The organism is Rhizobium tumorigenes (genome assembly GCF_003240565.2).
Classification (GTDB): Bacteria; Pseudomonadota; Alphaproteobacteria; order Rhizobiales; family Rhizobiaceae; genus Rhizobium; species Rhizobium tumorigenes.
In genome coordinates this window covers 3,203,375-3,227,650 of the sequence record NZ_CP117255.1, presented here as the reverse complement: position 1 = coordinate 3,227,650, position 24,276 = coordinate 3,203,375, and the positions used below count along the sequence as shown (strand labels likewise).

The following is a 24,276-nucleotide window of genomic DNA, read 5'->3' as shown; positions in this document are numbered from 1 at the left end:
GGATCAGATGACCATCAAACAGGCCATGGTGCTGGCAGCGGGGCTTGGAACCCGCATGCGCCCGATCACCGAACATACCCCGAAGCCGCTGGTGAAGATCGGTGGCAAGCCGATGCTCGACTATGTGCTCGATCTTCTGGTCGCCGCAGGGGTGGACACGGTCGCAATCAATATTCATCATCATCCGGACCAGATGCGGGCCTATTTCCAAGCTCGCGAGGGACTGGAGATCGTAGTCTCCGACGAGACCGGCGGCCTGATGAACTCCGGCGGTGGCCTTGCCAAAGGCCTGAAGCTGCTAGGCCGCGACCCGGTTCTGGTCATGAACGCCGACCTTTTCTGGATTGGCGAAACGCCTGGGACACCAACGAACCTCGAGCGGTTGGCTGACTTCTTCGATGCCGGGGCCATGGACATGGCCTTGCTCTGCGTCCCTCTAGAAAAGACCACCGGCCATGACGGCAAGAGGGATTTTTCCATGGCTGCAGATGGTTGCCTGACGCGCTACCGCGAGGGTATGCCCAATCCCGTGGTTTATGCCGGCGCAATTGCCTTGCATCCGGCACTGTTCGACGAGGCGCCGGACGAAGCCTTCAACCTTAACCTCTATTTCGACCGGGCCATAGCGAGCGGCAGGCTTTACGGCATGATACTCGAAGGCGAATGGCTGACGGTCGGGACGCCGGATGCAATCGAAGCTGCGGAAGACACGCTCCGTCGCGTCGGCACAAGCGAGCCATCATGAAGCACCGGCAGCGCATCCTGACGATACCGGCGGGACTGCCCTTCCTTGCGACGCTTGCGGCGGCGCTGTGCGACGGGCGGCTGACCGAACACTTTCGCCACGATCCTGCCGATCCGCTGTCCCTTGCCAAGGTAACGATCTATCTGCCGACACGCCGTGCAGCCCGCGTGCTGCGCTCCGCCTTTGTCGATCTGCTCGGCGGCCAATCGGCGATCCTCCCCGTCATCCGGCCCCTTGGCGAGACCGATGAAGATAGCGGCTATTTCGACGAGGACCTGCCAGCCACCGCTGACCTGCTTCAGCCGCTCTCGAATACCGCCCGGCTGCTAGAACTTGCCCGCCTGATCCTTGCGTGGCGCAACAAGCTGCCGCAGATCGTCCGTGACATCCACTCCGATTCACCGCTGGTGGCGCCTGCCAGCCCGGCCGATGCGATCTGGCTTGCGCGCAATCTTGCCGAACTGATCGATTCGATCGAGACGGAAGACCGCGACTGGGCTGATCTCGCGACGCTGGATGCCCAGGATCATGCTCTCTGGTGGCAATTGACGGCCGAATTTCTGCAGATCGCCAGCGCCTTCTGGCCGGCCCGCCTGGACGAACTCTGCCGGTCCTCGCCGGCCCGGCATCGCAATGCCATACTGCGCGCCGAGGCGAAGCGGCTAGCAAATGCGCAGCCCACGGGACCGATCATCATCGCCGGTTCGACAGGTTCCGTGCCGGCCACCGCAGAGCTGATTGCCGCCGTCGCAGCGCTGCCGCAAGGCGTCATCGTACTGCCGGGCCTCGACCAGACGATGTCCGATGAGGACTGGGCCATGGTCGCGCCGATTGCTGGCATTGCCGATCGGGTCGATCCGGCCAGCCGCAGCCATCCACAGTACGGCCTTGCGCACCTGTTGCGGCAACTGAAAACGGAGCGCACCGAGGTCGATACAATAGAGACGGCGCCGGCCGATCTGCAGCGGCGTGCCGAAATCCTGTCCCGTGCGCTGGCGCCAGCCAAGGCTACGAGCGGCTGGGGAGATTGGCAAAAGACGCTGCCGCCCGGCGCGTTTCGCGCGGCGTTCGCCGATGTCTCGCTGATCGAGGCTGCGAACGAGCGCGAAGAGGCGACGGCCATCGCGATTGCCCTGCGGCTGGCGCTGGAAAAGCCTGGCCGTAACGGCAATGAAAGCCAGGCGGCGCTGATTACGCCCGACCGGGACCTGGCGCGTCGAGTGACGGCTGAACTCGCCCGCTTCGGCATCATCGCCGATGATTCGGCAGGCACGCCGCTATCCTCCACGCCGCAAGGCAGCCTGTTGACGCTGCTGCTCGAGGCAACGCTCAGGCCCGGCGACCCCGTTGCCATCGTCAGCCTGCTCAAGCACCCCCTTGCGAGCTTCGGGCTTGAACGCTCTGTGCTGGATCATGCGGTCGACGCGCTGGAGTTGCTGGCCCTGCGCGGAGGCGTCGGCGAGGTCGACATCAATACGCTGGAGCCTCTGCTGGAACAGCGGCTGGCGGACCAGGAGAACGATCGCCATGCACCGAGATGGCGCGACAGCCTGCCGCCGGAAGCGGCTTCCATGGCGGCTGTTCTGGCCAATCGTGTGCGGCTTGCGACCGAGCCGCTGGCTGGCGCCTTGGTGCGACGCCGCCCCGAGGATCGGCGGCTGACGACCAGCTTCACATTGTCGGAATGGGCCGAGCGCACCGGGCGAGCTCTGGAGGCGGTGGTTGCCGACGAGAAGGGCGACCTTGCGGCGCTCTGGTCTTCCGAAGCGGGCGATGCGCTGGCGACCGTACTGCGCGAAGTGATGACGACCGATGGTCAGATGGAAGCCGATGGCCCGCAGTGGATCGACATCATGATGGCACTTTCCGCCGGCCAGGCGGTCAAACCCCGGGCGCTCAGCCATCCCAGGCTGTTCATCTTCGGTACGCTGGAAGCCCGGTTGCAGAGCGTCGACACTCTCATCCTCGGAGGCCTGAACGAGGGCTCGTGGCCCGGACAGACGGCCAACAACCCATTCGTGTCGCGGATGATGAAGACGGAGATCGGCCTGGAGCCGCCGGAGCGACGCATCGGCCAGCTGGCCCATGACTTCGAGATGGCAAACGGCACGGCGGACCTTATCTACTCGAGGGCTCTACGGCAGGGCTCTACCCCCACAGTCGCCTCACGCTGGCTGCAGAGACTTATGGCGCTGGGCGGCAAGGAATTTACCGAAGAGCTGAAAATGCGCGGCGATTGCTTTCGCGACTGGGCAGCGCTGATCGATGCCGGCGACCGCCAGGCACCGGCGCAGCGTCCCTCGCCCAAGCCACCGGCAGCGATGCAGCCGAAAAGCTATTCGTTCAGCGAGGTCGGACGCCTGAGGCGCGATCCTTACGCGATCTATGCCCGCCGCGTCCTCCGGCTCGACCCGGTCAACCCGTTCAACAGCGACCCCGGCGCTGCCGAGCGCGGCACGCTCTATCACCGGATTGTCGATCGCTTCACCCGTGAGGGCCATCTGGCGACGGCGCCGGATGCCTTGAAGGCAATGGAACGCGTCCTGACGGAGCTGTTCGACGCCGAGCAGTTGCCGCCGCATATCGACGCAGTCTGGCGCCCGCGCTTTCGCGAGGTCGCACGGGCCTTTCTCAACTGGGAAAAGGCCCGGCAGCCGCAGATCCGCCAGACATTTACCGAAGTCCGCGCCGCCGTCGATCTCGAAGCCGCCGGCATCCGGCTGACCGGCGTTGCCGACCGGATCGACCTGAAGGGCGGCAAGGCGGCCGATATCATCGACTACAAGACCGGCTTCAATCCGACGCCGCAGCAGGCCCGGGCGCTGCTCGATCCGCAGCTGGCACTCGAGGCCTACGCGCTGCAGGCCGGTGCCTTTCGCGATGTCGGGACTTTGACGCCAGAAAACCTGCTTTATGTGCGCCTAAGGCCGGGCGATCGATTCAGGGAGGATCAGGTCAACAACGAGCTCGCCAAGGCCAGCGCCCGGACACAGCCGAAATCGGCGCTCGATCTCGGCCACGAATCGATCGAACAGCTCAGCCAGTTTGTCCTTCTGCTGCGCTCCGGCGAAAAAGGGTTTGCCTCGCGGCTGATCCCGGCCCAGCAGCAGGAATTCGGCGGCGATTACGACCATCTGGCACGGGTGTCGGAATGGTCGACGGCCGAAGCGGAAGAGGCTGCAGACGATGAGTGAACTGGCAGAGCTTCCGGAAGGCGACGATGCCGGGACCTGGATCGGCTGGACAACCGTCCAGCAATCGCTGGCCTCCGATCCGACCCGGTCTGCATGGGTCTCGGCCAATGCCGGCTCCGGCAAGACGCATGTGCTGACGCAGCGGGTGATCCGGCTGCTGCTGGCGGGCGCGCGGCCTTCGGCGATCCTGTGCCTGACATACACCAAGGCAGCCGCATCCGAGATGTCGAACCGCGTCTTCGACCGGCTTGCCGAATGGGCAACACTGCCGGACGACGCGCTGATCAAGCGCATTACCGATGTCGAGGGAGCTGTGCCGGACGTCTTCAAGCTGGCAGAGGCGCGGCGGCTTTTTGCTAAGGCCTTGGAAACGCCGGGCGGGCTGAAGATCCAGACCATCCATGCCTTCTGCGAGGCGCTACTGCACCAGTTTCCGCTCGAAGCCAATGTCGCCGGTCATTTTTCGGTGCTGGACGACCGCGCTGCGACGACGCTGCTGGCGGACGCCCGACGCTCCCTGCTGACGGCAACGACGCCTGAAGACGATGCGGCTCTGGCGGAGGCCTTTGCCCATGTGCTCGATCTCGGGGACGAATCCGGTCTCGAGACGCTGCTGGGCGAGATCATTGCCCACCGTAACGCCATCCGTCGCTTCGCGCTCGATGCGGAACAGCGCGGCGGCCTCGATAAGGTGATGCGCCAGCGGCTGGGGCTGTCGGCTACCGAGACGGAAGCCGACATCGCACAGCAGTTCTGGCCGCTGAGGGGACTATCGGGTGCGGTGCTGGACCGTTATCTTGAGCTCGCGGACAGCAAGGGTGGCAGCAAGGCCCAGGAAGTCGCCTACGGCCTGAGGCTGGTCATGCGCGCGCTAGATCCCAGCGAGCGTGTCGAAATCCTTGGAAAGATCATGCTGACCGCCAAGGGCGAGCCAAAAGCCGATGGCCAGTTCGTTATCAAAGCAATGCTTGTCGAGGCGCCGGAGCTGACGGATGCCATCGCCACGGCGCGCGCCCATGTCGTGGACTGCCGCGACAGGCTGAAACGCATGCAGATGTACCGCGCTACACGCGCCGCGCTAACGCTTGCCGACCGGCTGAACGCCGATTATGCCGAACTCAAGAAACAGCGCAGCCAGCTCGACTTCGAGGACCTGATCACTCGCACGGCCGATCTTTTGACGCGCAGCGGTGTCGGCCCGTGGATCCACTACAAGCTGGACCAGGGCATCGACCATATTCTCGTCGACGAGGCGCAGGATACCAGCCCGATCCAGTGGAGTGTCATCCAGTCTCTGGCCGAAGATTTTTTCTCCGGTGCCAGCGCCCGGCCGACGCTGCGGACGCTGTTTGCCGTCGGCGACGAGAAACAGTCGATCTACTCCTTCCAGGGCGCGCGGCCGGAGCGGTTTTCCGAGGAGAGCGACCGGACGCGGCGTCGCGTGCTTGCCAGCGGCCAGGCGTTTTCGCCCGTGCGGCTGCCGCTGTCGTTCCGCTCGACATCGGACGTGCTATCAGCCGTCGACCATGTTTTTTCGACGCCGGACAATGCCAGGGGCCTCAGCGCCACCGATGAGGCCGTCGTTCATCGATCCAGCCGTATCGGACATCCCGGGGAAGTCGACCTCTGGCACATGATCGCGCCCGAACCTGCCGCCAAGGAAGAGGACTGGACGGCGCCCTTCGATTCGACGCCTGAAAGCGCGCCGGCCGCGGTTCTCGCGCGACGCATGGCTCATGTGATGGATACGCTGGTCGGCCGCGAAAGCATTATCGACAAGGGTAAGACGCGGCTGATCGAGGCGGGCGATATCCTCGTGCTGGTGCGCAAGCGCGATGCGTTCGTCAACGCACTCACCCGTGCGCTGAAGAAACGCGGCAACATTGCCGTTGCCGGTGCCGACCGGCTGGTGCTGACCAGCCATATCGCCATCCAGGATCTGCTGGCGCTCGGCCGCTTCCTGCTTCTGCCGGAGGACGACCTGTCGCTGGCGGCGGTGCTGAAAAGCCCGCTATTCGACCTTTCCGAGGACGACGTGTTCATGGTGGCGGCACTGCGCGGCGATGGCACAAGTGTCTGGAAGCATCTCCAGGCTTTTGCAGCCGACGGAAAGGATACCTTTGCCGATACAGTCGAGCGACTGAAGCTGTTTATGACGCTTTCGAAGACCTATTCGGTCCACGATCTCTTTGCCCGCATTCTCGGCAGCCATGGCGGTCGGCGTCAATTCCTGGCGCGGCTTGGCAGCGAGGTCAGCGACATCCTCGACGAGTTCCTGACATTTGCGCTCGACCATGAGACATCGGGGCTGCCCGGTTTGCAATCCTTCGTCTCGACGCTGGAACTCGAAGCACCAGTCGTCAAGCGCGAGCAGGACAAGGGCCGCAATGAGGTGCGGATCATGACGGTGCATGCCGCCAAGGGGCTGGAGGCGCCGATTGTCTTTCTCGTCGATGGCGGCTCCAAATCCTTCACTTCCAGCCATCTGCCGAAGCTGCGGCTGCTGGAGGGGCGCGGCGAAGAGGTGCCGATGCCGGCCTGGCTGCCGCTGAGTTCGCTCGGCAACACACTGACCCAGGCTAATGCCAGCCGCATCCAGGGCCAGGCGGAGGAGGAATATCGCCGGCTCCTCTATGTCGGCATGACGCGGGCGGCCGACAGGCTGATCGTTTGTGGCTATCGCGGCGTGCGCCAGAACCCCGATATCTGGCACAGCATGATCGCGACCGCACTCGGCCAGCATCCCAAGCGCTGTACTGAGGCGACGTTCAAGGGACCTGACGGCGACTGGACCGGCCTGCGCTGGCGCGTCGGGGGGATGGCAAAGGATCTCGAAACCGCAGTGTCGACGGAGGCACGAAAGGACACGACGGCGCTGCCGCCTGCCCTGTTGCAACCGCTTCCGCCCCCCCGCCATCTCCCGCGTCCGCTGAGCCCGTCTGGAGCAGGCACCATCATCGATGACGAAGCTGGAAATCTGGCGGTCACTTCCCCGCTGTTCGGCGACAAGGGTGCCTCCGACCGGGCGCTGGAAAAGGGCCGACTGGTCCACCGTATGCTGCAGATGCTGCCGGATCTGCTTCCGGCCGATCGCGCCGACGCAGCCGCGCGCTATGCCGAACGCACCACGCGCTTCTGGCCGGCAACGGAGCGCCAGGCGCTGGTCGCCTCAGTTTTGGCGCTGATGGCGCACGAGGACCTGATGGGGGTTTTCAGCAGCCACGCACAGGCAGAAGTTTCGATTATGGGTACGCTTGCGCTCGACCGGCAGACCTATGCGGTCTCCGGCCGCGTCGATAGGCTGGCGGTACTGGACGATCGTGTGGTGATCCTCGACTACAAGACCAACCGCGTGCCTCCGGCAACGGCGGACGCCATTCCCTTCGCGCACAAGGCACAGCTGGCGATCTACCGCGAGATCCTGGCGCCGCTCTATCCGGGCAAGCGCATCGATTGCGTGCTGGTCTACTCCGAGAGCGCGACTGTCCACACGCTCTCCGAGGCAGCGCTAAGATCGGCGCTTGCCGAACTCATGACAAAGTGAAATACCAAAGCTTGAAATTTGGCACCGCAACATCACATGTGGTTCAACAGTTAATTCCGGTGAAGGAGCATTTTTATGGCTACCGTGAAAGTCGATAACTCGAACTTCCAAGCGGAAGTTCTGGATTCTGCAGAACCAGTCGTCGTTGATTTCTGGGCTGAATGGTGTGGTCCGTGCAAGATGATTGCTCCGAGCCTCGAAGAGATTTCAGTCGAGATGGCCGGCAAGGTCAAGGTGGCCAAGCTCAACATCGATGAAAATCCGGAACTTGCCGCCAAGTTTGGCGTTCGCTCGATCCCGACGCTGGCCCTCTTCAAGGCTGGTGAAGTTGCCGACATCAAGGTCGGTGCTGCACCGAAGTCTGCGCTGGCAAGCTGGATTTCCAACGCCGCCTGATTGCGTCGCCTAGAGACAGCAGAGTTAGAAGCCCGGCATTGTCCGGGCTTTTTTATTGCGGTGGAGTTCCGTTTTCGGCCAATACCTCGCCAACCAAATAGAGCGAGCCGCCCATCAGGATGCGTGGGGGCAAGGTATCCGGCGACATCGTCCGCATGATTGCGTCGAGCGCATCGCCAACTGACGACATAGGCTCGGCAACCAGTCCGGCATCATAGGCGGCATGGCTGAGAACGACGGGATCGATCATCGCATCGCTATGGGCGATCGGCACGCAGAAAACTTTTTCCGCCAGACCGGCGAAAGCCTTGAAGTAACCTATAGGATCCTTGGTGTTGATCATGCCGGTGATCAGGAACAACGGTCGAGCCTGACGCTCCTCGAAGCCGGCCATCGCCTCGGCAATGACCTCTCCGGCACCCGGATTATGCCCTCCGTCAACCCAGATTTCGGCACCCTTCGGCGCGCGAGCGAAGAGCTTGCCTTCGGTCAAGCGCTGCAGTCGGCCGGGCCATTCGACCGTCGTCATCGCCTTTTCCATCATGGCGTCCGTGACGATGAAGCCGGCGGCCTTGACAGCGCGGATGGCGGCGGCGGCATTGGCGTGCTGGTGGCGTCCCGGCAGACGTGGCAGCGACAGGTCGGCAAGGCCAAACTCGTCCTGGTAGACCAGCCGTCCGTATTCCTCATGAGCCGAAAAGTCTTGGCCGAATACTGCCGTCGGGCAATGCAGCCTCTCGGCCGTCGCCGTCAAGACCTCGAGCGCAGCATCGTATTGCTGGTGGCCGATGACCACCGGAAGCCCGCGCTTCATAATGCCGGCCTTTTCAGCGGCAATCAGTTCGACGCGGTCGCCGAGATAAGGCTGATGATCCAGCGAGATCGGCATGATGACGGACACGGCGGGGTCGGAGATAACGTTGGTCGCATCGAAGCGGCCACCGAGACCGACCTCGATGATCGCCGCATCGGCGGGCTGTTCCGAGAACAGCAGGAAGGTAACTGCGGTCAGGATTTCAAATACGGTGATCTTCTGGCCGGCATTGGCATCCGCGACGCGGCGCAGTGCATCGGCAAAGACAGCGTCGTCGACGAGCTGTCCTCGACCGCCCTTGACGCCGATGCGATAGCGTTCATGCCAGTTGACCAGGTGCGGCGACGTGTGGACATGAACGCTTTTGCCGCCCGCTTCGAGCAGCGCCCGGCAGAACGCCGTGACGGAGCCCTTGCCGTTGGTGCCGGCGACATGGATCACCGGCGGCAGTTTTGTCTGCGGGTTGCCAAGAAGCTCAAGCAGCCGTGTGATGCGATCGAGAGACAGGTCGAAGCCCTTGGGGTGCAGGCCCAGGAGCTCGTCGATCACCTGTTCGGCCTGGCTCTTGGTGGAGTGATCTATGGAGCCCATTCCGCACCTCCGCTTTTCGGTCTTCGTCGGCTCAGGCGCCGACAGCCATCGGCAGGACAATCTCGCTCGGTTCAAGCGAGGCGGTCGCCGGCTGCTTGGTCAGGATCTTCAACAGTCGTGCCAGCATATCCGGGATATCATGACGCTTGATGACCATGTCGACCATGCCGTGTTCGAGCAGATATTCCGACGTCTGGAAGCCTTCAGGCAGCTTTTCGCGGATAGTCTGTTCGATGACGCGCTTGCCGGCGAAGCAGATTTCGGCGCCGGGTTCGGCGAGATGTACATCGCCCAGCATGGCGTAGGAGGCGGTGACGCCGCCGGTCGTCGGATTGGTCAACACGACGATATAGGGCTGGCCTGCTTCCTTTAGGAGGTCGACTGCGACCGTCGTGCGCGGCAGCTGCATCAGCGACAGGATGCCTTCCTGCATGCGTGCGCCACCCGAAGCCGGGAACATAACCAGCGGGCATTTCTCGGCAATAGCGCGCTCGAATGCCTTGACGATCGCCTCGCCGGCAGCGAGACCGAGCGATCCGCCCATGAAATTGAACTCGTGCACGACGGCAACGATCTTCAGTCCCTGCAGCTTGCCGACGCCGGCGAGGATCGTGTCTTCCTGCTCGGTCTTGACGCGGCTGTCCTTCAGACGGTCGCTGTATTTCTTCGAATCACGGAACTTCAGCGGATCCTGGGCGACCTTCGGCTGCACCAAGGCCTCGTATTCGCCATTGTCGAACAGATCGATCAGGCGGGCCTTTGCCGGCATCTTCATGTGGAAGCCGGAAGCAGGAATCACCCATTTGTTGTCTTCCAGATCCTTATGGAAGACCATTTCGCCGGTTTCCGGGCATTTGATCCAGAGATTTTCGGCAATATCATCGCGACGGCCCAGCATGGAATTGATCCGCGGGCGAACGTAATTCGTGATCCAGTTCAAATCGAGATCTCCTGAATGACTGAATTGACCAAGGCCAATGTGGGGGAACTATTCGGCGGCAACAAGGCGCGCCGAGCGGGTTCCGGTTGAAAGACCACGAACAAGGGTTGCCACCGCCTGCACGGTATCGGCAGTCGCCTTGCCATCCGCGGTCAGCGAATTCGCAACCTGATTGACGATCGCAGTGCCGACGACGACGCCATCGGCAGCTGCACCGATGACCCGGGCATGCTCGGCAGTCTTGACGCCGAAGCCGACGCAAACAGGCAGGTCGGTATGGCTCTTGATGCGGCGGACGGCCGCCGAGACCAGCGACGGGTCGGCCATCGCCGAGCCGGTGATGCCGTTCATGGATACGTAGTAGACGAAGCCCGACGTGTTGCGCAGTACCATCGGCAGGCGCTTGTCATCGGTGGTCGGGGTCGCCAGGCGGATGAAGTTGACGCCCTTGCGGATAGCCGGGATGCAGAGTTCGTCATCCATTTCCGGCGGCAGGTCGACGACGATCAGGCCGTCGATGCCGGATGCCAATGCGTCATCGAGAAAGTTCTCGACGCCGTAGATGTAGATCGGATTGTAGTAGCCCATCAGTACGATCGGCGTGGCGTCATCCGATCTACGGAAATCGGCGGCGAGCTGCAGCGTCTTCTTCAGGGTCTGTCCTGCCTTCAGCGCCCGCTGCCCGGCCATCTGGATTGCCGGACCATCGGCCATCGGGTCGGAGAACGGCATGCCGAGCTCGATGATATCAGAGCCTGCTTCCGGCAGCGCCTTCATGATGCCGAGCGATGTGTCGTAATCGGGGTCGCCAGCCATGAAATAGGTGACGAGCGCCGGACGGCCCTCGGTCTTCAGATCGGCAAAGCGTTTGTCCATCCGTGCGGTCATGTCAGAGCTCCACGCCGAGAATTTTGCCAACGGTGAAGATATCCTTGTCGCCGCGGCCACAGAGGTTCATCACGATGATCTGGTCCTTGTTCATCTTTGGCGCACGCTTGATGACTTCGGCCAGTGCGTGAGCAGGCTCGAGTGCCGGGATGATGCCTTCAAGGCGGGTCAGCATCTGGAATGCTGCCAGAGCCTCAGTGTCCATGATCGGCACGTATTCGACGCGACCCATATCCTTCAGCCAGGAATGCTCCGGGCCGATGCCGGGATAGTCGAGACCGGCGGAAATCGAGTGACCTTCCTTGATCTGGCCGTCCTTGTCCTGCAGCAAATAAGTGCGGTTGCCATGCAGCACTCCCGGGGAACCAACCGTCAGCGACGCGCAGTGTTCTTCGCCCTCGAGGCCCTTGCCGCCGGCTTCGACGCCGACGATCTGGACGCTTTTGTCGTCGAGGAACGGATGAAACAAACCGATCGCATTGGAGCCACCGCCGACTGCTGCCACTAGCATGTCCGGCAGGCGGCCTTCTGCGGCCATCATCTGTTCCTTGGCTTCGCGGCCCATCACGGACTGGAAATCGCGGACCATTTCCGGATAGGGGTGCGGTCCGGCCGCAGTTCCGATCATGTAGTAGGTGTCGTCGACGTTGGTGACCCAGTCGCGCAGCGCCTCGTTCATGGCATCTTTCAGGGTGCCGTGGCCGGACGTGACGGGAATGACCTCGGCACCGAGCAGCTTCATACGGAAGACATTCGGCGCCTGGCGCTCGACATCGGTTGCGCCCATGTAGACCACGCAGGGCAGCCCGAAGCGGGCAGCAACGGTGGCGGATGCCACACCATGCTGGCCGGCGCCGGTCTCGGCGATGATGCGGGTCTTGCCCATGCGCTTGGCGAGCAGAATCTGCCCGATGCAATTGTTGATCTTGTGCGATCCGGTGTGGTTGAGCTCGTCGCGCTTGAAATAGATCTTGGCGCCGCCGAGCTCGGCCGTCAGCCGCTCGGCGAAATACAGCGGGCTCGGGCGACCGATGTAGTGGGTGTTGAGATAATCGAGCTCGGCCTTGAAGGTCGGATCGGTCTTGGCATTTTCCCACTCGGCCTGCAGGTCGAGGATCAGCGGCATCAGCGTCTCTGCGACGAAGCGTCCACCGAAGATACCGAAGCGGCCATCTTCGTCTGGCCCGGCGCGGAAGGAATTTACGTTTGGCGTCTCGTTCACTGTCAACTCCCTGAGGCTGTTGCCGGCATGCGAGCCGAGGCAACCGCGTCGAAAAATTCGTCGATCATGGTCAGATCCTTGACGCCCGGCGCACTTTCCACACCGGACGATATATCGATACCCGAGGCTTTGGTGGAGGCGAGCGCAAGGGCGACGTTATCTTTGTTGAGGCCTCCCGAAAGCATGTAGTCGACGCGGCCGTCAAGCCACGCCATCAGGCTCCAGTCGAAAGCAACGCCGTTTCCGCCAGGCAGTTCAGAACCCTTGGGTGCCTTGGCATCGAACAGGAAGCGGTCAGCAATGCCGATATAGGCCTCGACGCGGCGCAGATCCTCCGCATCGCGGACGGAGAACGCCTTCATCACGAGAACATTGTAGAGCGCCTTTATGGTCAAAACCCGCTCGGGGCTCTCATGGCCATGCAACTGAAGGATGTCGGGCCGAACCAGGTTCATAATCTCATCGAGATCGTCATTGTCCGGATCGACCACGACGGCGACGATGAGGGCCTTGCCACGAACGCGGTCAGCCAGCACGCCTGCCAGATCGGGCTCGATATAGCGCGGGCTTTTTTCGAAGAAGATGAAACCGATGTGTGTGGCGCCCCGCGCGACAGCGCGATCGACCGTCTCGGCCGTCTTCAATCCGCAAATCTTGATATCGGGTTTCATGGCAGGCAAGTGACACGAAATGGCAAAAGAGTCGAGCCCATTCGCGACAGTTGCCGGATTTCAGACCCTTCAGCGCTAGCCGAAATCGATGGCATGAAGGTGGGTGCCATGCCTCTTCAGCCAGGCTTTGGCTTCTTCCATGTGTGGGCACAGCTTTTTACACAGCGCCCAGAAGCGCGGCCCGTGGTTCATTTCCTTCAGATGCGCCACCTCGTGGGCAGCGAGATAGTCGATGACTTCCGGCGGCGCCATCAGGATCCGCCAGGAAAAGCTGAGATTACCCTGCGACGAACAGGAGCCCCAGCGGCTGCGCGTATCCTTCATGGTGATCGATGCCACATCGGCGCGGATGGTGCCGGCGTGCAATTTCACCAGGCGTTCCAGATCGGCGCGCGCTTCCTTCTTCAGGAAGGCTGCAATGCGCCGCCCGGCATGCTCCGGCATTCCGCTGACACGCAGGATGCGCTCGCCGTCCAGTTCGAGGATTTCGGTGATGCCACGCAGGCTGCCTGAATGCTCGACCTGGTGGGGCACTCCACGGATCAGGATCTCGCTGCCATCGCGCAGCTTCGCATCAGGCTCGAACTTCGACAGCTTGGTGATGAGCCAGCCCTGGTGGCGGTCGAGAAAGGCGTTGATCTCGCGCGGCGGCACGCCATGCGGCACGGTCATCTTCAAGGCGCGGCCACCCGGCTCTATGCGCAGGGTAATACGGGTGGCGCGCTCGTGCTTGCGGATCGTCAGCGGCATCTGACGTCCGGCAAGGTCGAGCGTCCTCGTCTCCGGAGCAGGCGGCGTCCGGGCAGTCTTGCGGGCTTTTGAAAGAAGCGGAAACATCGGTCTGGTTTATATGATTCGCGGCAGCGTCTTGCAAAGAAAAACCGGCATCTCGCGATGCCGGCTGTCGAATGCGTCAGGAGGTTCAAAACTCCTGGCCGGAGCCCTGATCCGTGCGTCGCGCCGCTGTGCGGTCACGCATGAAACGGTCGAACTCTTCCTGGTCCTTGGCGCGGCGCAATTCCCGCACGTAGTTGTCGAAGTCAGCGCGGGTCTCGTCAAGCCTGCGACGCTCCTGGTCAAGGCGGTCGAGTTCTGCCTGGCGCCAGTCGTCAAAGGCGACGTTGTCGCTGTTGAACTGCTGACGATAGCGACGGCCGTTGCGGCGGAAACCGCTGAACATGCCATCGGCTGCCTGGTTTACGTCCCGTTTGAAGCCTCTAAGGCGATCGCCGAAGAGGATGTATGCGAGCATAGCAAGACCGAGCGGCCAGAAAACCACGAAGCCCAGGACCATGAGCGCGATGGTCGCCGGGGTCCACTCCGGCCGAATCAATGCTGACTGATTCATCGTGAGATACCTCGTAAGGCGGCCGGCTGAATGCCGGAGCCGCTCAAATCGATGTGGGAATAACGTGCTCCGGCTTCAATAAGGAAGTGCTATAAAATCGCAAATACCCTTCATTGCGGACCGAAAATCCCGTTTTTCATGCCTAGGCCGTTTTTGGACCCTTGGCCTTCCGCTTCGGGACATCGGCAGTTCTCGCGTGGGCCCTGGCAAAAGCCAGGATGCGCGGCGCAATTTCGCGGCGGAAGCGCGAGCCATTGAAGACGCCGTAGTGACCGACATCTGGCTGCAAATAATGCATGCGCATCGCGTCGGGGATGTTGCTGCAGATCGTCTGGGCTGCCTGGGTCTGGCCGACGCCGGAGATATCGTCGTTTTCGCCTTCCACCGTCAGGAGCGCCACCTTGCGGATCGCCGACGGATCGACGCGGTGACCACGATGGTGCAACTCGCCCTTCGGCAGGGCGTGCTTCATGAAGACCTGCTCGACAGTCTGCAGGTAGAACTGCGAGGTCAAATCCATGACCGCCAGATATTCGTCGTAAAACTCGCGATGTTTTTCAGGCTCCCCGTCATTCTTGACGAGGTGCATGAAAAAATCCTTCTGGGCGATGACGTGCCGGTCGAGGTTCATCGACATGAAGCCGGAAAGCTGCAGGAAGCCGGGATAGACCGACCGCCCAAAGCCCGGCAGCGGCCATGGAACGTTCATCACGACGTTATCGGCAAACCATTCGATGGGCTTGTCCATGGCGAGCTTGTTGACACCGGTTGGATTGATGCGCGTGTCGATCGGCCCGCCCATCAGCGTCATGGACGCTGGCGAAAGTGGATCGCCTGCCTCTTCCATGAGGGCGGCTGCAGCGAGCACCGGCACGGATGGCTGACAGACGGCCACCACATGGGTATCCTGGCCGAGGTGATGCAGCATGGCGACGATATAGTCGATGTAGTCGTCGAGATCGAAGTCTCCCTCTTCGACGGGTATCATCCGGGCATCGGTCCAGTCGGTGATATAGACATCGGCGGCCGGCAACAGTGCCTCGACGGTACCGCGCAAAAGCGTCGCGTAATGGCCGGACATCGGCGCCACGATCAGGATCCGCGGATCGGACGGACGGGGGACTGGCAGGTCCCTTTCGAAATGGATCAAACGACAGAACGGCTTCTGCCAGACGACAGCCTCGGTGACGACCACCGGCTTGTCGTCGATGATTGTCTGCGCCAGCCCGAACTCGGGCTTTCCGTAACGCCGTGTGCTGCGCTCGAAGACCTCGAGACTGGCAGATATCGTCCTGCCGAACGCGGTTTCGGCCATGGGATTGAGCGGATTATCGTAAGCCTGGCGCATCATGCCGGCAGCAGCCCGGAATGGCGCCATGACCGCATGGTTCAGTTCGTAGAGATGATAGTACATGACCGTCATTACCTTTTCGACTGCGGCCGAAAGAATGGCTGGTCCTTCGTGCGGATCAGCGGCAGTATTGCCGAAGTCCCTATCACGTTCTGCCAAAGTTAGACACAGCTGAGGGCCTATAAATTAAAATGCCGGAGAATTGATCTCCGGCATGATGTCGTCTGTGGCGGTTGAACTTAAGCGTCGGAAGCAAACGTCTGGCGCTGGTCCCCGAGACCTTCGATGCCGAGTTCGACCACGTCGCCGGCCTTCAGGTAAGTGGGCGGCTTCATACCCATTCCGACGCCCGGAGGGGTTCCAGTCGAGATGACGTCGCCCGGATGCAGCGACATGAACTGGCTGAGGTAGGAAACCAGGTGGGCGACGCCGTAGACCATCGTCTTGGTCGATCCATCCTGCATGGTCTTGCCGTTGACCTTCAGCCACATGCCGAGATTTTGCGGATCGGCAACTTCGTCCTTGGTCACCAGCCAGGGGCCGATCGGACCGAATGTGTCGCAGGACTTTCCCTTGGTCCACTGGCCGGAGCGCTCCGTCTGGAAAGCGCGCTCGGAGACGTCGTGCGAAACGCAGTAGCCGGCGACATAATCGAGTGCGTCGGCTTCGCTGACATACTTAGCCGTCTTGCCGATGACGACGCCGAGTTCGACTTCCCAATCTGTTTTTTCAGAGCCGCGCGGAATGAGAACCGTGTCATTCGGACCTGTGATTGCCGAGGTTGCCTTCATGAAAATGATCGGTTCAGGCGGCACAGTAGCGCCGGTCTCTGCAGCGTGGTCCGAAAAATTGAGGCCGATGCAGATGAACTTGCCGGTACCCGCGACGCAAGCGCCGATACGGCCTGCTGCCAGTTCCGGTAATGTTGCGGGATCGATCTGGGCAAGCCTTGCCAGGCTATCGGGATGGATCGCCTCGCCGCCGATATCGGCAACATGTGCCGACAGATCGCGGATCTTGCCGTCCTTGTCCAGGAGGGCCGGCTTTTCCTTGCCGGGCTCGCCGACTCGCATCAGTTTCATCGTATTGTCCTTCCTGCCATGTCTTCAGAAGCGCGTTTCGCCATATATGAACGAAACATTCACCTGTGTCACCCGTGGATTGCGTGCCAAACTTTACGCCGACAGTCCGTGAAGGCAACCGGCAAAGCGACGGATGGAAAAGGATATACTACTTGCCAAAGCGCAATATCCGGTGGCTTGGCAATTAGAACAGCTCTTCGAGAGCGGGCCCAACGGGAACGATGCCGGATGGATTGAGCGTCTCTATCGAGTAATATCCGCGCTTGATGTGGTCAAAACTTACCGTTTCCGCGATGCCGGGCCAATCGAGCATGCTCCGGCAGAAAGCGCTGAGATTCGAGTAATCGGATAGACGCCTGAGATTGCATTTGAAAATGCCGTGATAGGCGACATCGAAGCGCACCAGCGTCACGAACAGACGGATATCGGCTTCAGTAGGGTGATCGGCAAAAAGGAAGCGCTTGCCTTCGAACTGGCGTTCGGCCCAATCCAGACAGTCGAAGACATCCCGGAAACCTTCTTCGTAGGCGACCTGCGTCGTTGCAAAGCCGGTCCGATAGACGCCGTTGTTGAGCGAAGGGTAGATCCGCGCGTTGAAGGCGTCGATCTCTTCGCGCCGGTCTTTCGGATAAAGATCGGTCGAGAGGGTTGCCAGATCGCCAAAGCCGTCATTCATCATCCTCAGGATGTCGGACGATTCATTGTTGACGATGGTGTTGGTCCGGTTATCCCAGAGGACGGGAACTGTCGCCCTTCCGGTAAAATGCGGATCAGCCATTGTGTAGAGTTCGTGGATGTAGCGGGCACCGTCGACGCTGTCCTCGGTCGCGCCGGGATAGTCGCCGAATTGCCAGCCCTGCTTTGTGAGGGCAGGTTCGACGATGGAGATATCGATGGCAGCTTCCAGGCCCTTCATCGCCCGGCCAATCAGCGTCCGCGATGCCCAGGGGCAGATCAGCGCAACATAAAGGTGATAGCGGCCCGGTTCGGCAGCAAACCCACCGGTACCGGTCGGGCCAGCGCTGCCATCCGGCGTCACCCAGTTTCGAAAGCTGGACGTCTGGCGGACAAAGCCACCCTTTTCGTCCTTTGCCTGCACCGGCTGCCAATCTTCCGTCCACTTTCCGTCGACCAGCATGTTCTTCTCCTTCGCGCGCGGGAATTACTGGTCTACCCGGTCCCTGCGAAGGCCACATCACACATTGTTGAAACAGACCGTCACCCTTGCGCCATCCGTAGAAGCGCCGGCGATCTGGACTATGGCGGGCGGCACGCTATACATCGTCGGGCACTCCATCCAAACACAAGCGCTGCTCCCAGCGCAGACCGTTTCAGAGAGAAAAACCATGACAAGCAGCAACAGCCGCGAATCCAACCATCCGATCGACGCCCTTTTCCTGGATCGCTGGTCGCCCCGTGCATTCAACAACGAGACCATGCCGGAAGCAGATCTGCTGACGATCCTCGAAGCCGGCCACTGGGCAGCCTCCTCCTACAACCACCAGCCATGGCGTTTCGTCTACGCGCTGCGCGGCTCGGAGCAGTGGGACACGTTCCTCAGCCTGCTGATCGACTTCAACCAGAGCTGGGTGAAGTCTGCATCCGCGCTGCTGTTCATCGTTTCCCGCACGCATTCCGGCGAACTCGGTGCAGACGACCAGAAGCCGATCTACAGCCACTCCTTCGACGCTGGCACCGCATCGGGCTACATTGCCCTGCAGGCCCATCTTTCCGGCTATGAAGCGCACGGCATGACAGGCGTTCATTTCGACAAGGTACCGGGCGTACTCGGCATTCCAGACGGCTTCCGCGTCGAATGCGCCGTCGCGATCGGCAAGATCGGCGACAAGAACCAGCTGCCGGAAGGCCTGCGCGAACGCGAAGTCCCGAGCCCGCGCAAGCCGCTGGCCGAGGTCGCCTTTAACGGCAAGTTTGTCGCCAAGTAGTCGTTGATCCCGACAAAACGAAGCCCGCGCTGCATATTGCGGCGCGGGCTTTTCCATGTCTGGTCGCTGATAGATTAGATGTCGAGGTTGGCGACGTTGAGCGCATTGTCCTGGATGAACTCGCGGCGTGGTTCGACTTCATCGCCCATAAGCCGGGCAAACAGGCTGTCGGCATCGACGGCGTCGTTGACGCGAACCTGCAGCAGCGAGCGCACGTTCGGATCGAGCGTTGTTTCCCAGAGCTGCTCGGCATTCATTTCGCCGAGGCCCTTGTAGCGCTGCATCGACAGACCCTTGCGGCCGCTGGCAAAGACGGCTTCCAGCAGCGCACGGGCGCCGGAGATTTCCGTTTCGCCGTCTCTCCGCACCAGTTTTGGCGGCACGTCGTAGATTTCCTTCAGGCGCGGGCCGAGTTGGTCGATGTGGCGGGCGTCGGACGAGCCGATCAGCGCCATGTCGAGGGTGATGACTTCCTTGACCCCGCGCACGGTGCGTTCCAGACGCAGGCCACCCTCGTCGGTCATGTCGCCGATCCAGCCACGTTCGGTTTCTTCGGCAATAATGTCCAGACGACGGGCAACTTCCGCAACGATCGTCGCGGCCCGGGCGGGATCGCTGACCACGTCGGCATTCAGCGCGCCGGCAATCGCCGCCTGCTCGACGACGGCGCGGTTATAACGGGAATGCAGGTTTTCGAGCAGTGCCCTCAGACGAAGCGCGTCCTGAATGACTTCGCGCAGATCCTGGCCGGAGCGGACTTCGCCGCTGCCGAGCCGCAGGCTGGCGTCATCGAGGCCCTGGCCGATCAGATATTCTTCCAGCGCCTTTTCGTCCTTCAGATACTGGATCGATTTGCCGCGCGACACTTTGTAGAGCGGCGGCTGGGCGATGTAGATGTGGCCGCGCTCGATCAACTCCGGCATCTGGCGGAAGAAGAAGGTCAGCAGCAGCGTGCGAATATGGGCGCCGTCCACGTCGGCGTCCGTCATGATGATGATCTTATGGTAGCGCAGCTTGTCGGCGTTGAACTCGTCCTTGCCGATGCCGGTGCCGAGCGCGATGATCAGCGTGCCGATTTCCTGGCTGCCAAGCATCTTGTCGAAGCGCGCACGCTCGACATTCAGGATCTTGCCGCGCAACGGCAGGATCGCCTGGTTTTCGCGCGAACGGCCCTGCTTGGCCGAGCCGCCGGCGGAATCCCCTTCGACGAGGAAGACTTCGGACTTGGTCGGGTCACGCTCGGAGCAGTCGGCGAGCTTGCCCGGCAGCGAGGCGATGTCGAGGGCGCCCTTGCGGCGCGTGAGTTCGCGGGCCTTCTTGGCGGCTTCGCGGGCCATTGCGGCTTCCGCAACCTTGCCAATCAGGATCTTGGCCTCGGTCGGATGTTCTTCGAGCCAAGTGCCGAGCGCCTCGTTGACAAGACTTTCGACCACCGGGCGAACTTCCGATGAAACCAGTTTGTCCTTGGTCTGCGACGAGAATTTCGGATCCGGCACTTTCACCGACAGCACGGCCGTCAGGCCTTCGCGGCAGTCGTCTGCCGTAAGCGTCACCTTCTCGCGCTTGCTGATGCCCGAGGTCTCGCCGTAGGAGGTGATCTGACGGGTCAGGGCGCCACGGAAACCGGCCATATGGGTGCCGCCGTCGCGCTGCGGGATGTTGTTGGTAAAGCAGAGTACGTTCTCGTGGTAACTGTCGTTCCACCACATCGCCACTTCGACCACGATGCCGTCCTTTTCGCCACGGATGGCAACGGGCTTGTCGACCAGCGGCTTCTTGGCGCGGTCGAGGTAAACGACGAAGGCTTCGAGGCCGCCGTCATAGAGCATTTCCACCTGCTTGACGTCGGAATGACGCTTGTCGGTGAGCAGAATGCGGACGCCGGAATTGAGGAAGGCGAGTTCGCGCAGCCGGTGCTCCAGCGTCGAGAAGTCGAACTCGATCATCGTGAAGGTTTCGGTGCTGGGCTGGAAAGTGACTTCCGTGCCGGTTTCGCCGCCGCTGTCGCCAAGCGTCACCAGCGGTGCGTCGGCGACGCCGTGGGTGAAGCTGATCTCGTGGATCTTGCCCTGGCGCTTGATGCGCAGCTTGAGCCAGACCGACAGCGCGTTGACGACAGAGACACCGACGCCATGCAGACCGCCTGATACCTTGTAGGAATTCTGGTCGAATTTGCCGCCGGCGTGCAGCTGGGTCATGATCACTTCAGCAGCGGATATGCCCTCGCCGGTGTGGATATCCGTCGGAATACCACGACCGTTATCGGTCACCGTCACGGAGCCGTCGGCGTTGAGCGTCACCGTCACGAGGTCGGCGTGGCCGCCGAGCGCTTCGTCGATGGCGTTGTCGACGACTTCGTAGACCATGTGATGCAGGCCGGATCCATCATCCGTGTCGCCGATATACATGCCGGGCCGCTTGCGCACGGCATCGAGGCCTTTCAGGACCTTGATGGAGTCAGCGCCATATTCAGCATTGGCGGCATTTTCGGTCGCGGGGATATCGGTCATGGCTTGAAGTCTTTCGTGTTGTCGCAGGGCGCGACGATCCTTGCGAATCATCGTTTTTCCTCCCCGGACTATAGAGGTATTTCATAGTCAATGCCAAATACATGGCCCCGAAAAGACCTATAAAGCAGGGGATTAAGGCTGATTTCAGCCAGTTTTCCGAGCCTTTTCGAGGATGGCCTCCAGCGCTTCTACAGCATCCCGGTCGAGAAAGCGAAATTGTCCGGCAAGGCGATTGGCGAGCGCGGTATAATGTGGCGCCATTCCCGCCGTGTCGATCACGACACGCGGGTCGGAACCACGCGCCAGCATGAACAACTCCTCGGCCTCGTCCCAGATGATATTGAAATAGCCGGCGATCCGCTGCAGCATGACGAAGGTCGGGAGGCCGCGCTTGCCGTGCTCCAGCGCAGAGAGATATGCGGGTGTCACGTCGAGCGCTGCCGCCATTTCCTTCTGCGTCACACCCTTGCGCTCCCGGAGCTTGCGCACCGCTTCGCCGAACGGTGTCATGGCGCATCTCCCGGCCGTCGTGCCAGACGGATATAGAGGGCGCCTTCGCCACCGTGATGCTGGGCCGCCGTTTCATAGGACGAGATGAGATAGCGGAAGTCGGGCTTGGAGAACCACAAGGGTGCTGCCCGCTTCAGAGCACCTTCGCTGCCCATCGAGCTTCCCTTGCCTGTTATAACCAGCACATGGCGCAGACCGCGCATATGGGCCCGAACCAGAAAATCGAGCAGCAGATCATGCGCCTCGTCCTGATAGAGGCCGTGCAGGTCGATCCTTGCCTCCAGCGCAAGCCGGCCCTTGGCGATCTTGCGCTTCACCGGCCGCTCGAGCGGATGGTGCTTGCTCGCGGACGGCTGCGGCTTTTGCGGCATTGGCAGGGGTTGTTGCGAAATCGGCATCTTCGGCGGTGCTGGCAATGATACATCGCGCTGCGCTTCTTCGGCGGCCTGCTGCTCGGTCAAAAAGATATCGAGCGCCTGCATCTCGGCCATATGCTGCGGCAGCGGCCGGGTACTCTTTGCAACCTTGCTCCAGAGAATGCGTTCCTCCGGGCTGAGCTTGCGGTCCTTCGCCATCAGCTGAACCTCGCGGCAGCCGCCCTGGGCACGAGAATGTAGAAATCGGCGTCATGACGGACGGTGCCCGCCAGTTCTCCGGCTTCATAGCCCGAGCCGGTGAAGATGTCGCCACGGGCGGGGCCGACAATTGCCGAACCGGTGTCGAGCGCCAGCATCAGCCGCTGGAACGGTCCGCCGTTGTCCAGGTGGGTGAGGCCTTCCGACCGGATGAAAAACGGAAAGCCGAAGGTATGGATCAGCCTGTCGACGGCAAGCGCCCGGCCCGCCACCAGCGGCACCTTGGCCGCTGCGATTGGCCCGGCCTGCAGATCGGCAACATCGGCCTCGCAAAAGAAAATGTAGGAGCGATTGTGTGCGAGAACCTCGTCGACCTCCTCCGGGTGGGCGTAGAGCCAGTCCCGAATCGTCTGCATCGAGATCGTCGCACGGTCCAGTTCGCCACGGTCGATCAGCAGCCGACCGACAGCCGAGAACGGATGGCCGGCCTTGGCGGCATAGGTGATACGACGGAGCGTTCCATCCGGATAGCGCAGCCGCGCGGCGCCCTGGACATGCACGAAAAACACATCGACGCTGGATCTGGCCCAGGCGATTTCCAGGTCCTTGCCGGCAAGATAGCCAGAGGTGATCTCGCCGCGGTCCGGATAGGCGTCGATCTCGCCATCCCTCAGACGTGCGAACATGTAGGATGGATCTAGTCCGGCCGGGCGGTTGCCGTCGTCGAGATCGACCAAATCGGCCGGGCGGCGGTAGAGGGGATAGCGATAGACCGCGTCGGGTGTTGCGGACACTTCTATTTCCGGCTCGAAGAATGCGGTGACGAACCCGCTCCGGTCTTCGCTCCGCCTTATGAAAAACGGCTGGCAATTGGCTTCGAAAAAAGCCCTGGCCTCTGCGGCGTCGGCTGGCGCGATGTCCTTTGCCGCTTCCAGCAGCGGCAGCAGGTCCGCCGTCGTCAGCCCAAGCGACCCGGCTCGGTACGACTTTGTCTCAGTGACGTGCCGATAACAGGCCCGCATGGCATCGAAAAGGCCGGAGGGATCGTCATCCCCCCAGCCCTTCAGATCGTCAAAGGTTGTCGGCTCCAGCAAAAAATCGTCGGATCGGACACTCATTGCTCAGATTCGGTCGCCACAAGTTTCCAGTTCGGATCGCGCGAGCGCGTGTCGCGGGCGAATGTCCAGAGGTCACTGACTTCCGACACCTGCTCTGCATCGCCATCGACCAGCACGTCGGCCTTGTCGTATGTCGCCGATATCATCTGGCTGACGATGCGAATGGTGACCAATGCATCGGTCTCCTTGACCTCGGCACTCATGATATCGCTTCGGTCGATGCCGACGAAGCTGGACTTGACCCTCTCACCGCGTGCTTCGCGATCGGCGATCGCTGCGTCGAAGCCCTCGTAGACCTCGTTTGACAGCAGACCCTTCAGCGCCTTCCGGTCGCCGTCGGCAAAAGCCATGACGATCATCTCGTAGGCCATGCGGGCGCCCTTGACGAACTCCTTGGGATCGAAGGACGGGTCGATCTTCACCACTTCGCGCAGCTGCGCGTTCAGCGGCGTTTCGGGCTTGGCGAAGGCGTCGATGGCGGCAAAGCGATTTTCATCATCAACGGCGTCGCGACGCGGCAGAGTAACGACCTTGCCGGTATCCGGTGCATCGGGACCTTTGACAGCGTCGCGGGGAGTGTAGAGATCACGCGGTGGCTTCTCCGTGCCCGTGCGGCGACCAAGCACGCTGCGCAACTGAAGGAAGATCAGCACCGCTGCGACCAGAAAGAAAATCGTCACAAAGTCATTCGAACCCATATCGCTCCGGCACCACTGTTCACATTCGAAGTTTCAACACCCATATAGTCAGCATAATGCCATCATTCAAATAGCAGGTCCTCATCTTTGTGATCTGCTATGCTGAACGGCAGACGAGTTACTCATTCGAGGA

20 protein-coding genes are annotated in these 24,276 nt (G+C 61.5%); 5 read left to right on the top strand and 15 right to left on the bottom strand.

The genetic code is table 11. The features are described from left to right. Nucleotides 1–7 precede the first annotated feature (7 nt). From PR017_RS15725 to trxA, 4 genes are all read left to right on the top strand, one after another. Nucleotides 8–745: a nucleotidyltransferase family protein gene (locus PR017_RS15725; protein WP_111222145.1), complete on the top strand. Its 738-nt coding sequence runs from the start codon at nucleotides 8–10 to the stop codon at nucleotides 743–745. Beyond that, nucleotides 742–3,939 carry a double-strand break repair protein AddB gene (gene addB, locus PR017_RS15720; protein WP_111222144.1) on the top strand — a complete coding sequence of 1,066 codons (3,198 nt, stop codon included), beginning with the start codon at nucleotides 742–744 and terminating at the stop codon, nucleotides 3,937–3,939. The genes PR017_RS15725 and addB overlap by 4 nt, the downstream gene beginning before the upstream one ends. Continuing rightward, on the top strand, nucleotides 3,932–7,483 hold the full coding sequence (gene addA / locus PR017_RS15715; protein ID WP_111222143.1) for a double-strand break repair helicase AddA: 3,552 nt from the start codon (nucleotides 3,932–3,934) through the stop codon (nucleotides 7,481–7,483). The genes addB and addA overlap by 8 nt, the downstream gene beginning before the upstream one ends. Nucleotides 7,484–7,558: 75 nt before the next feature. Next, nucleotides 7,559–7,879 (top strand): thioredoxin, encoded by a 321-nt coding sequence (trxA, locus tag PR017_RS15710; RefSeq protein WP_111222142.1) that lies wholly within the window; start codon nucleotides 7,559–7,561, stop codon nucleotides 7,877–7,879. Nucleotides 7,880–7,931: 52 nt separating this feature from the next. Here trxA and PR017_RS15705 read toward each other — a convergent pair whose 3' ends face one another. The 10 genes from PR017_RS15705 to PR017_RS15660 form a co-directional block, all read right to left on the bottom strand. Beyond that, nucleotides 7,932–9,284 carry a bifunctional folylpolyglutamate synthase/dihydrofolate synthase gene (locus PR017_RS15705; protein ID WP_111222141.1) on the bottom strand — a complete coding sequence of 451 codons (1,353 nt, stop codon included), beginning with the start codon at nucleotides 9,282–9,284 and terminating at the stop codon, nucleotides 7,932–7,934. Nucleotides 9,285–9,315: 31 nt separating this feature from the next. Continuing rightward, nucleotides 9,316–10,224 (bottom strand): acetyl-CoA carboxylase, carboxyltransferase subunit beta, encoded by a 909-nt coding sequence (gene accD / locus PR017_RS15700; RefSeq protein ID WP_111222140.1) that lies wholly within the window; start codon nucleotides 10,222–10,224, stop codon nucleotides 9,316–9,318. Nucleotides 10,225–10,272: 48 nt separating this feature from the next. After that, nucleotides 10,273–11,112, bottom strand: coding sequence for a tryptophan synthase subunit alpha (gene trpA / locus PR017_RS15695; RefSeq protein WP_111222139.1), 840 nt, complete (start codon nucleotides 11,110–11,112; stop codon nucleotides 10,273–10,275). A 1-nt stretch (nucleotide 11,113) separates the two neighbouring features. Then, complete coding sequence (gene trpB / locus PR017_RS15690; protein WP_111222138.1) at nucleotides 11,114–12,334, bottom strand: tryptophan synthase subunit beta; 1,221 nt, start codon at nucleotides 12,332–12,334, stop codon at nucleotides 11,114–11,116. 2 nt (nucleotides 12,335–12,336) lie between these two features. Beyond that, nucleotides 12,337–13,005 carry a phosphoribosylanthranilate isomerase gene (locus tag PR017_RS15685; RefSeq protein WP_111222188.1) on the bottom strand — a complete coding sequence of 223 codons (669 nt, stop codon included), beginning with the start codon at nucleotides 13,003–13,005 and terminating at the stop codon, nucleotides 12,337–12,339. A 75-nt stretch (nucleotides 13,006–13,080) separates the two neighbouring features. Continuing rightward, the gene (locus PR017_RS15680) at nucleotides 13,081–13,842 is read right to left on the bottom strand and encodes a M48 family metallopeptidase (protein WP_111222137.1); all 762 of its coding nucleotides are present in this window, start codon (nucleotides 13,840–13,842) and stop codon (nucleotides 13,081–13,083) included. Between the two features lie 85 nt (nucleotides 13,843–13,927). Then, a complete protein-coding gene (locus PR017_RS15675; RefSeq protein ID WP_111222136.1) occupies nucleotides 13,928–14,353 on the bottom strand; it encodes a DUF2852 domain-containing protein in 426 nt (141 codons plus the stop codon). A 142-nt stretch (nucleotides 14,354–14,495) separates the two neighbouring features. Next, on the bottom strand, nucleotides 14,496–15,767 hold the full coding sequence (locus tag PR017_RS15670; RefSeq protein WP_111222187.1) for a polyhydroxyalkanoate depolymerase: 1,272 nt from the start codon (nucleotides 15,765–15,767) through the stop codon (nucleotides 14,496–14,498). 176 nt (nucleotides 15,768–15,943) lie between these two features. After that, the gene (locus PR017_RS15665) at nucleotides 15,944–16,786 is read right to left on the bottom strand and encodes a fumarylacetoacetate hydrolase family protein (RefSeq protein ID WP_111222135.1); all 843 of its coding nucleotides are present in this window, start codon (nucleotides 16,784–16,786) and stop codon (nucleotides 15,944–15,946) included. 184 nt (nucleotides 16,787–16,970) lie between these two features. After that, nucleotides 16,971–17,924, bottom strand: coding sequence for a glutathione S-transferase family protein (locus PR017_RS15660; RefSeq protein WP_111222134.1), 954 nt, complete (start codon nucleotides 17,922–17,924; stop codon nucleotides 16,971–16,973). A 208-nt stretch (nucleotides 17,925–18,132) separates the two neighbouring features. Between PR017_RS15660 and PR017_RS15655 the strand changes: the two genes are divergently transcribed. Next, nucleotides 18,133–18,732: a nitroreductase family protein gene (locus PR017_RS15655; RefSeq protein ID WP_111222186.1), complete on the top strand. Its 600-nt coding sequence runs from the start codon at nucleotides 18,133–18,135 to the stop codon at nucleotides 18,730–18,732. Nucleotides 18,733–18,806: 74 nt separating this feature from the next. Here the strand turns inward: PR017_RS15655 and gyrB are convergent, their stop codons facing one another. From gyrB to PR017_RS15630, 5 genes are all read right to left on the bottom strand, one after another. Then, complete coding sequence (gene gyrB, locus PR017_RS15650; protein WP_111222185.1) at nucleotides 18,807–21,242, bottom strand: DNA topoisomerase (ATP-hydrolyzing) subunit B; 2,436 nt, start codon at nucleotides 21,240–21,242, stop codon at nucleotides 18,807–18,809. Between the two features lie 144 nt (nucleotides 21,243–21,386). Next, nucleotides 21,387–21,752 (bottom strand): helix-turn-helix domain-containing protein, encoded by a 366-nt coding sequence (locus PR017_RS15645; RefSeq protein WP_111222133.1) that lies wholly within the window; start codon nucleotides 21,750–21,752, stop codon nucleotides 21,387–21,389. Further along, complete coding sequence (locus PR017_RS15640; protein WP_111222132.1) at nucleotides 21,749–22,327, bottom strand: Smr/MutS family protein; 579 nt, start codon at nucleotides 22,325–22,327, stop codon at nucleotides 21,749–21,751. The genes PR017_RS15645 and PR017_RS15640 overlap by 4 nt, the downstream gene beginning before the upstream one ends. Beyond that, on the bottom strand, nucleotides 22,327–23,445 hold the full coding sequence (mltA, locus tag PR017_RS15635; RefSeq protein ID WP_111222131.1) for a murein transglycosylase A: 1,119 nt from the start codon (nucleotides 23,443–23,445) through the stop codon (nucleotides 22,327–22,329). The genes PR017_RS15640 and mltA overlap by 1 nt, the downstream gene beginning before the upstream one ends. Then, on the bottom strand, nucleotides 23,442–24,143 hold the full coding sequence (locus tag PR017_RS15630; protein WP_111222130.1) for a Tim44/TimA family putative adaptor protein: 702 nt from the start codon (nucleotides 24,141–24,143) through the stop codon (nucleotides 23,442–23,444). Before PR017_RS15630 ends, mltA begins: the two co-directional genes overlap by 4 nt. Nucleotides 24,144–24,276: the final 133 nt, after the last annotated feature.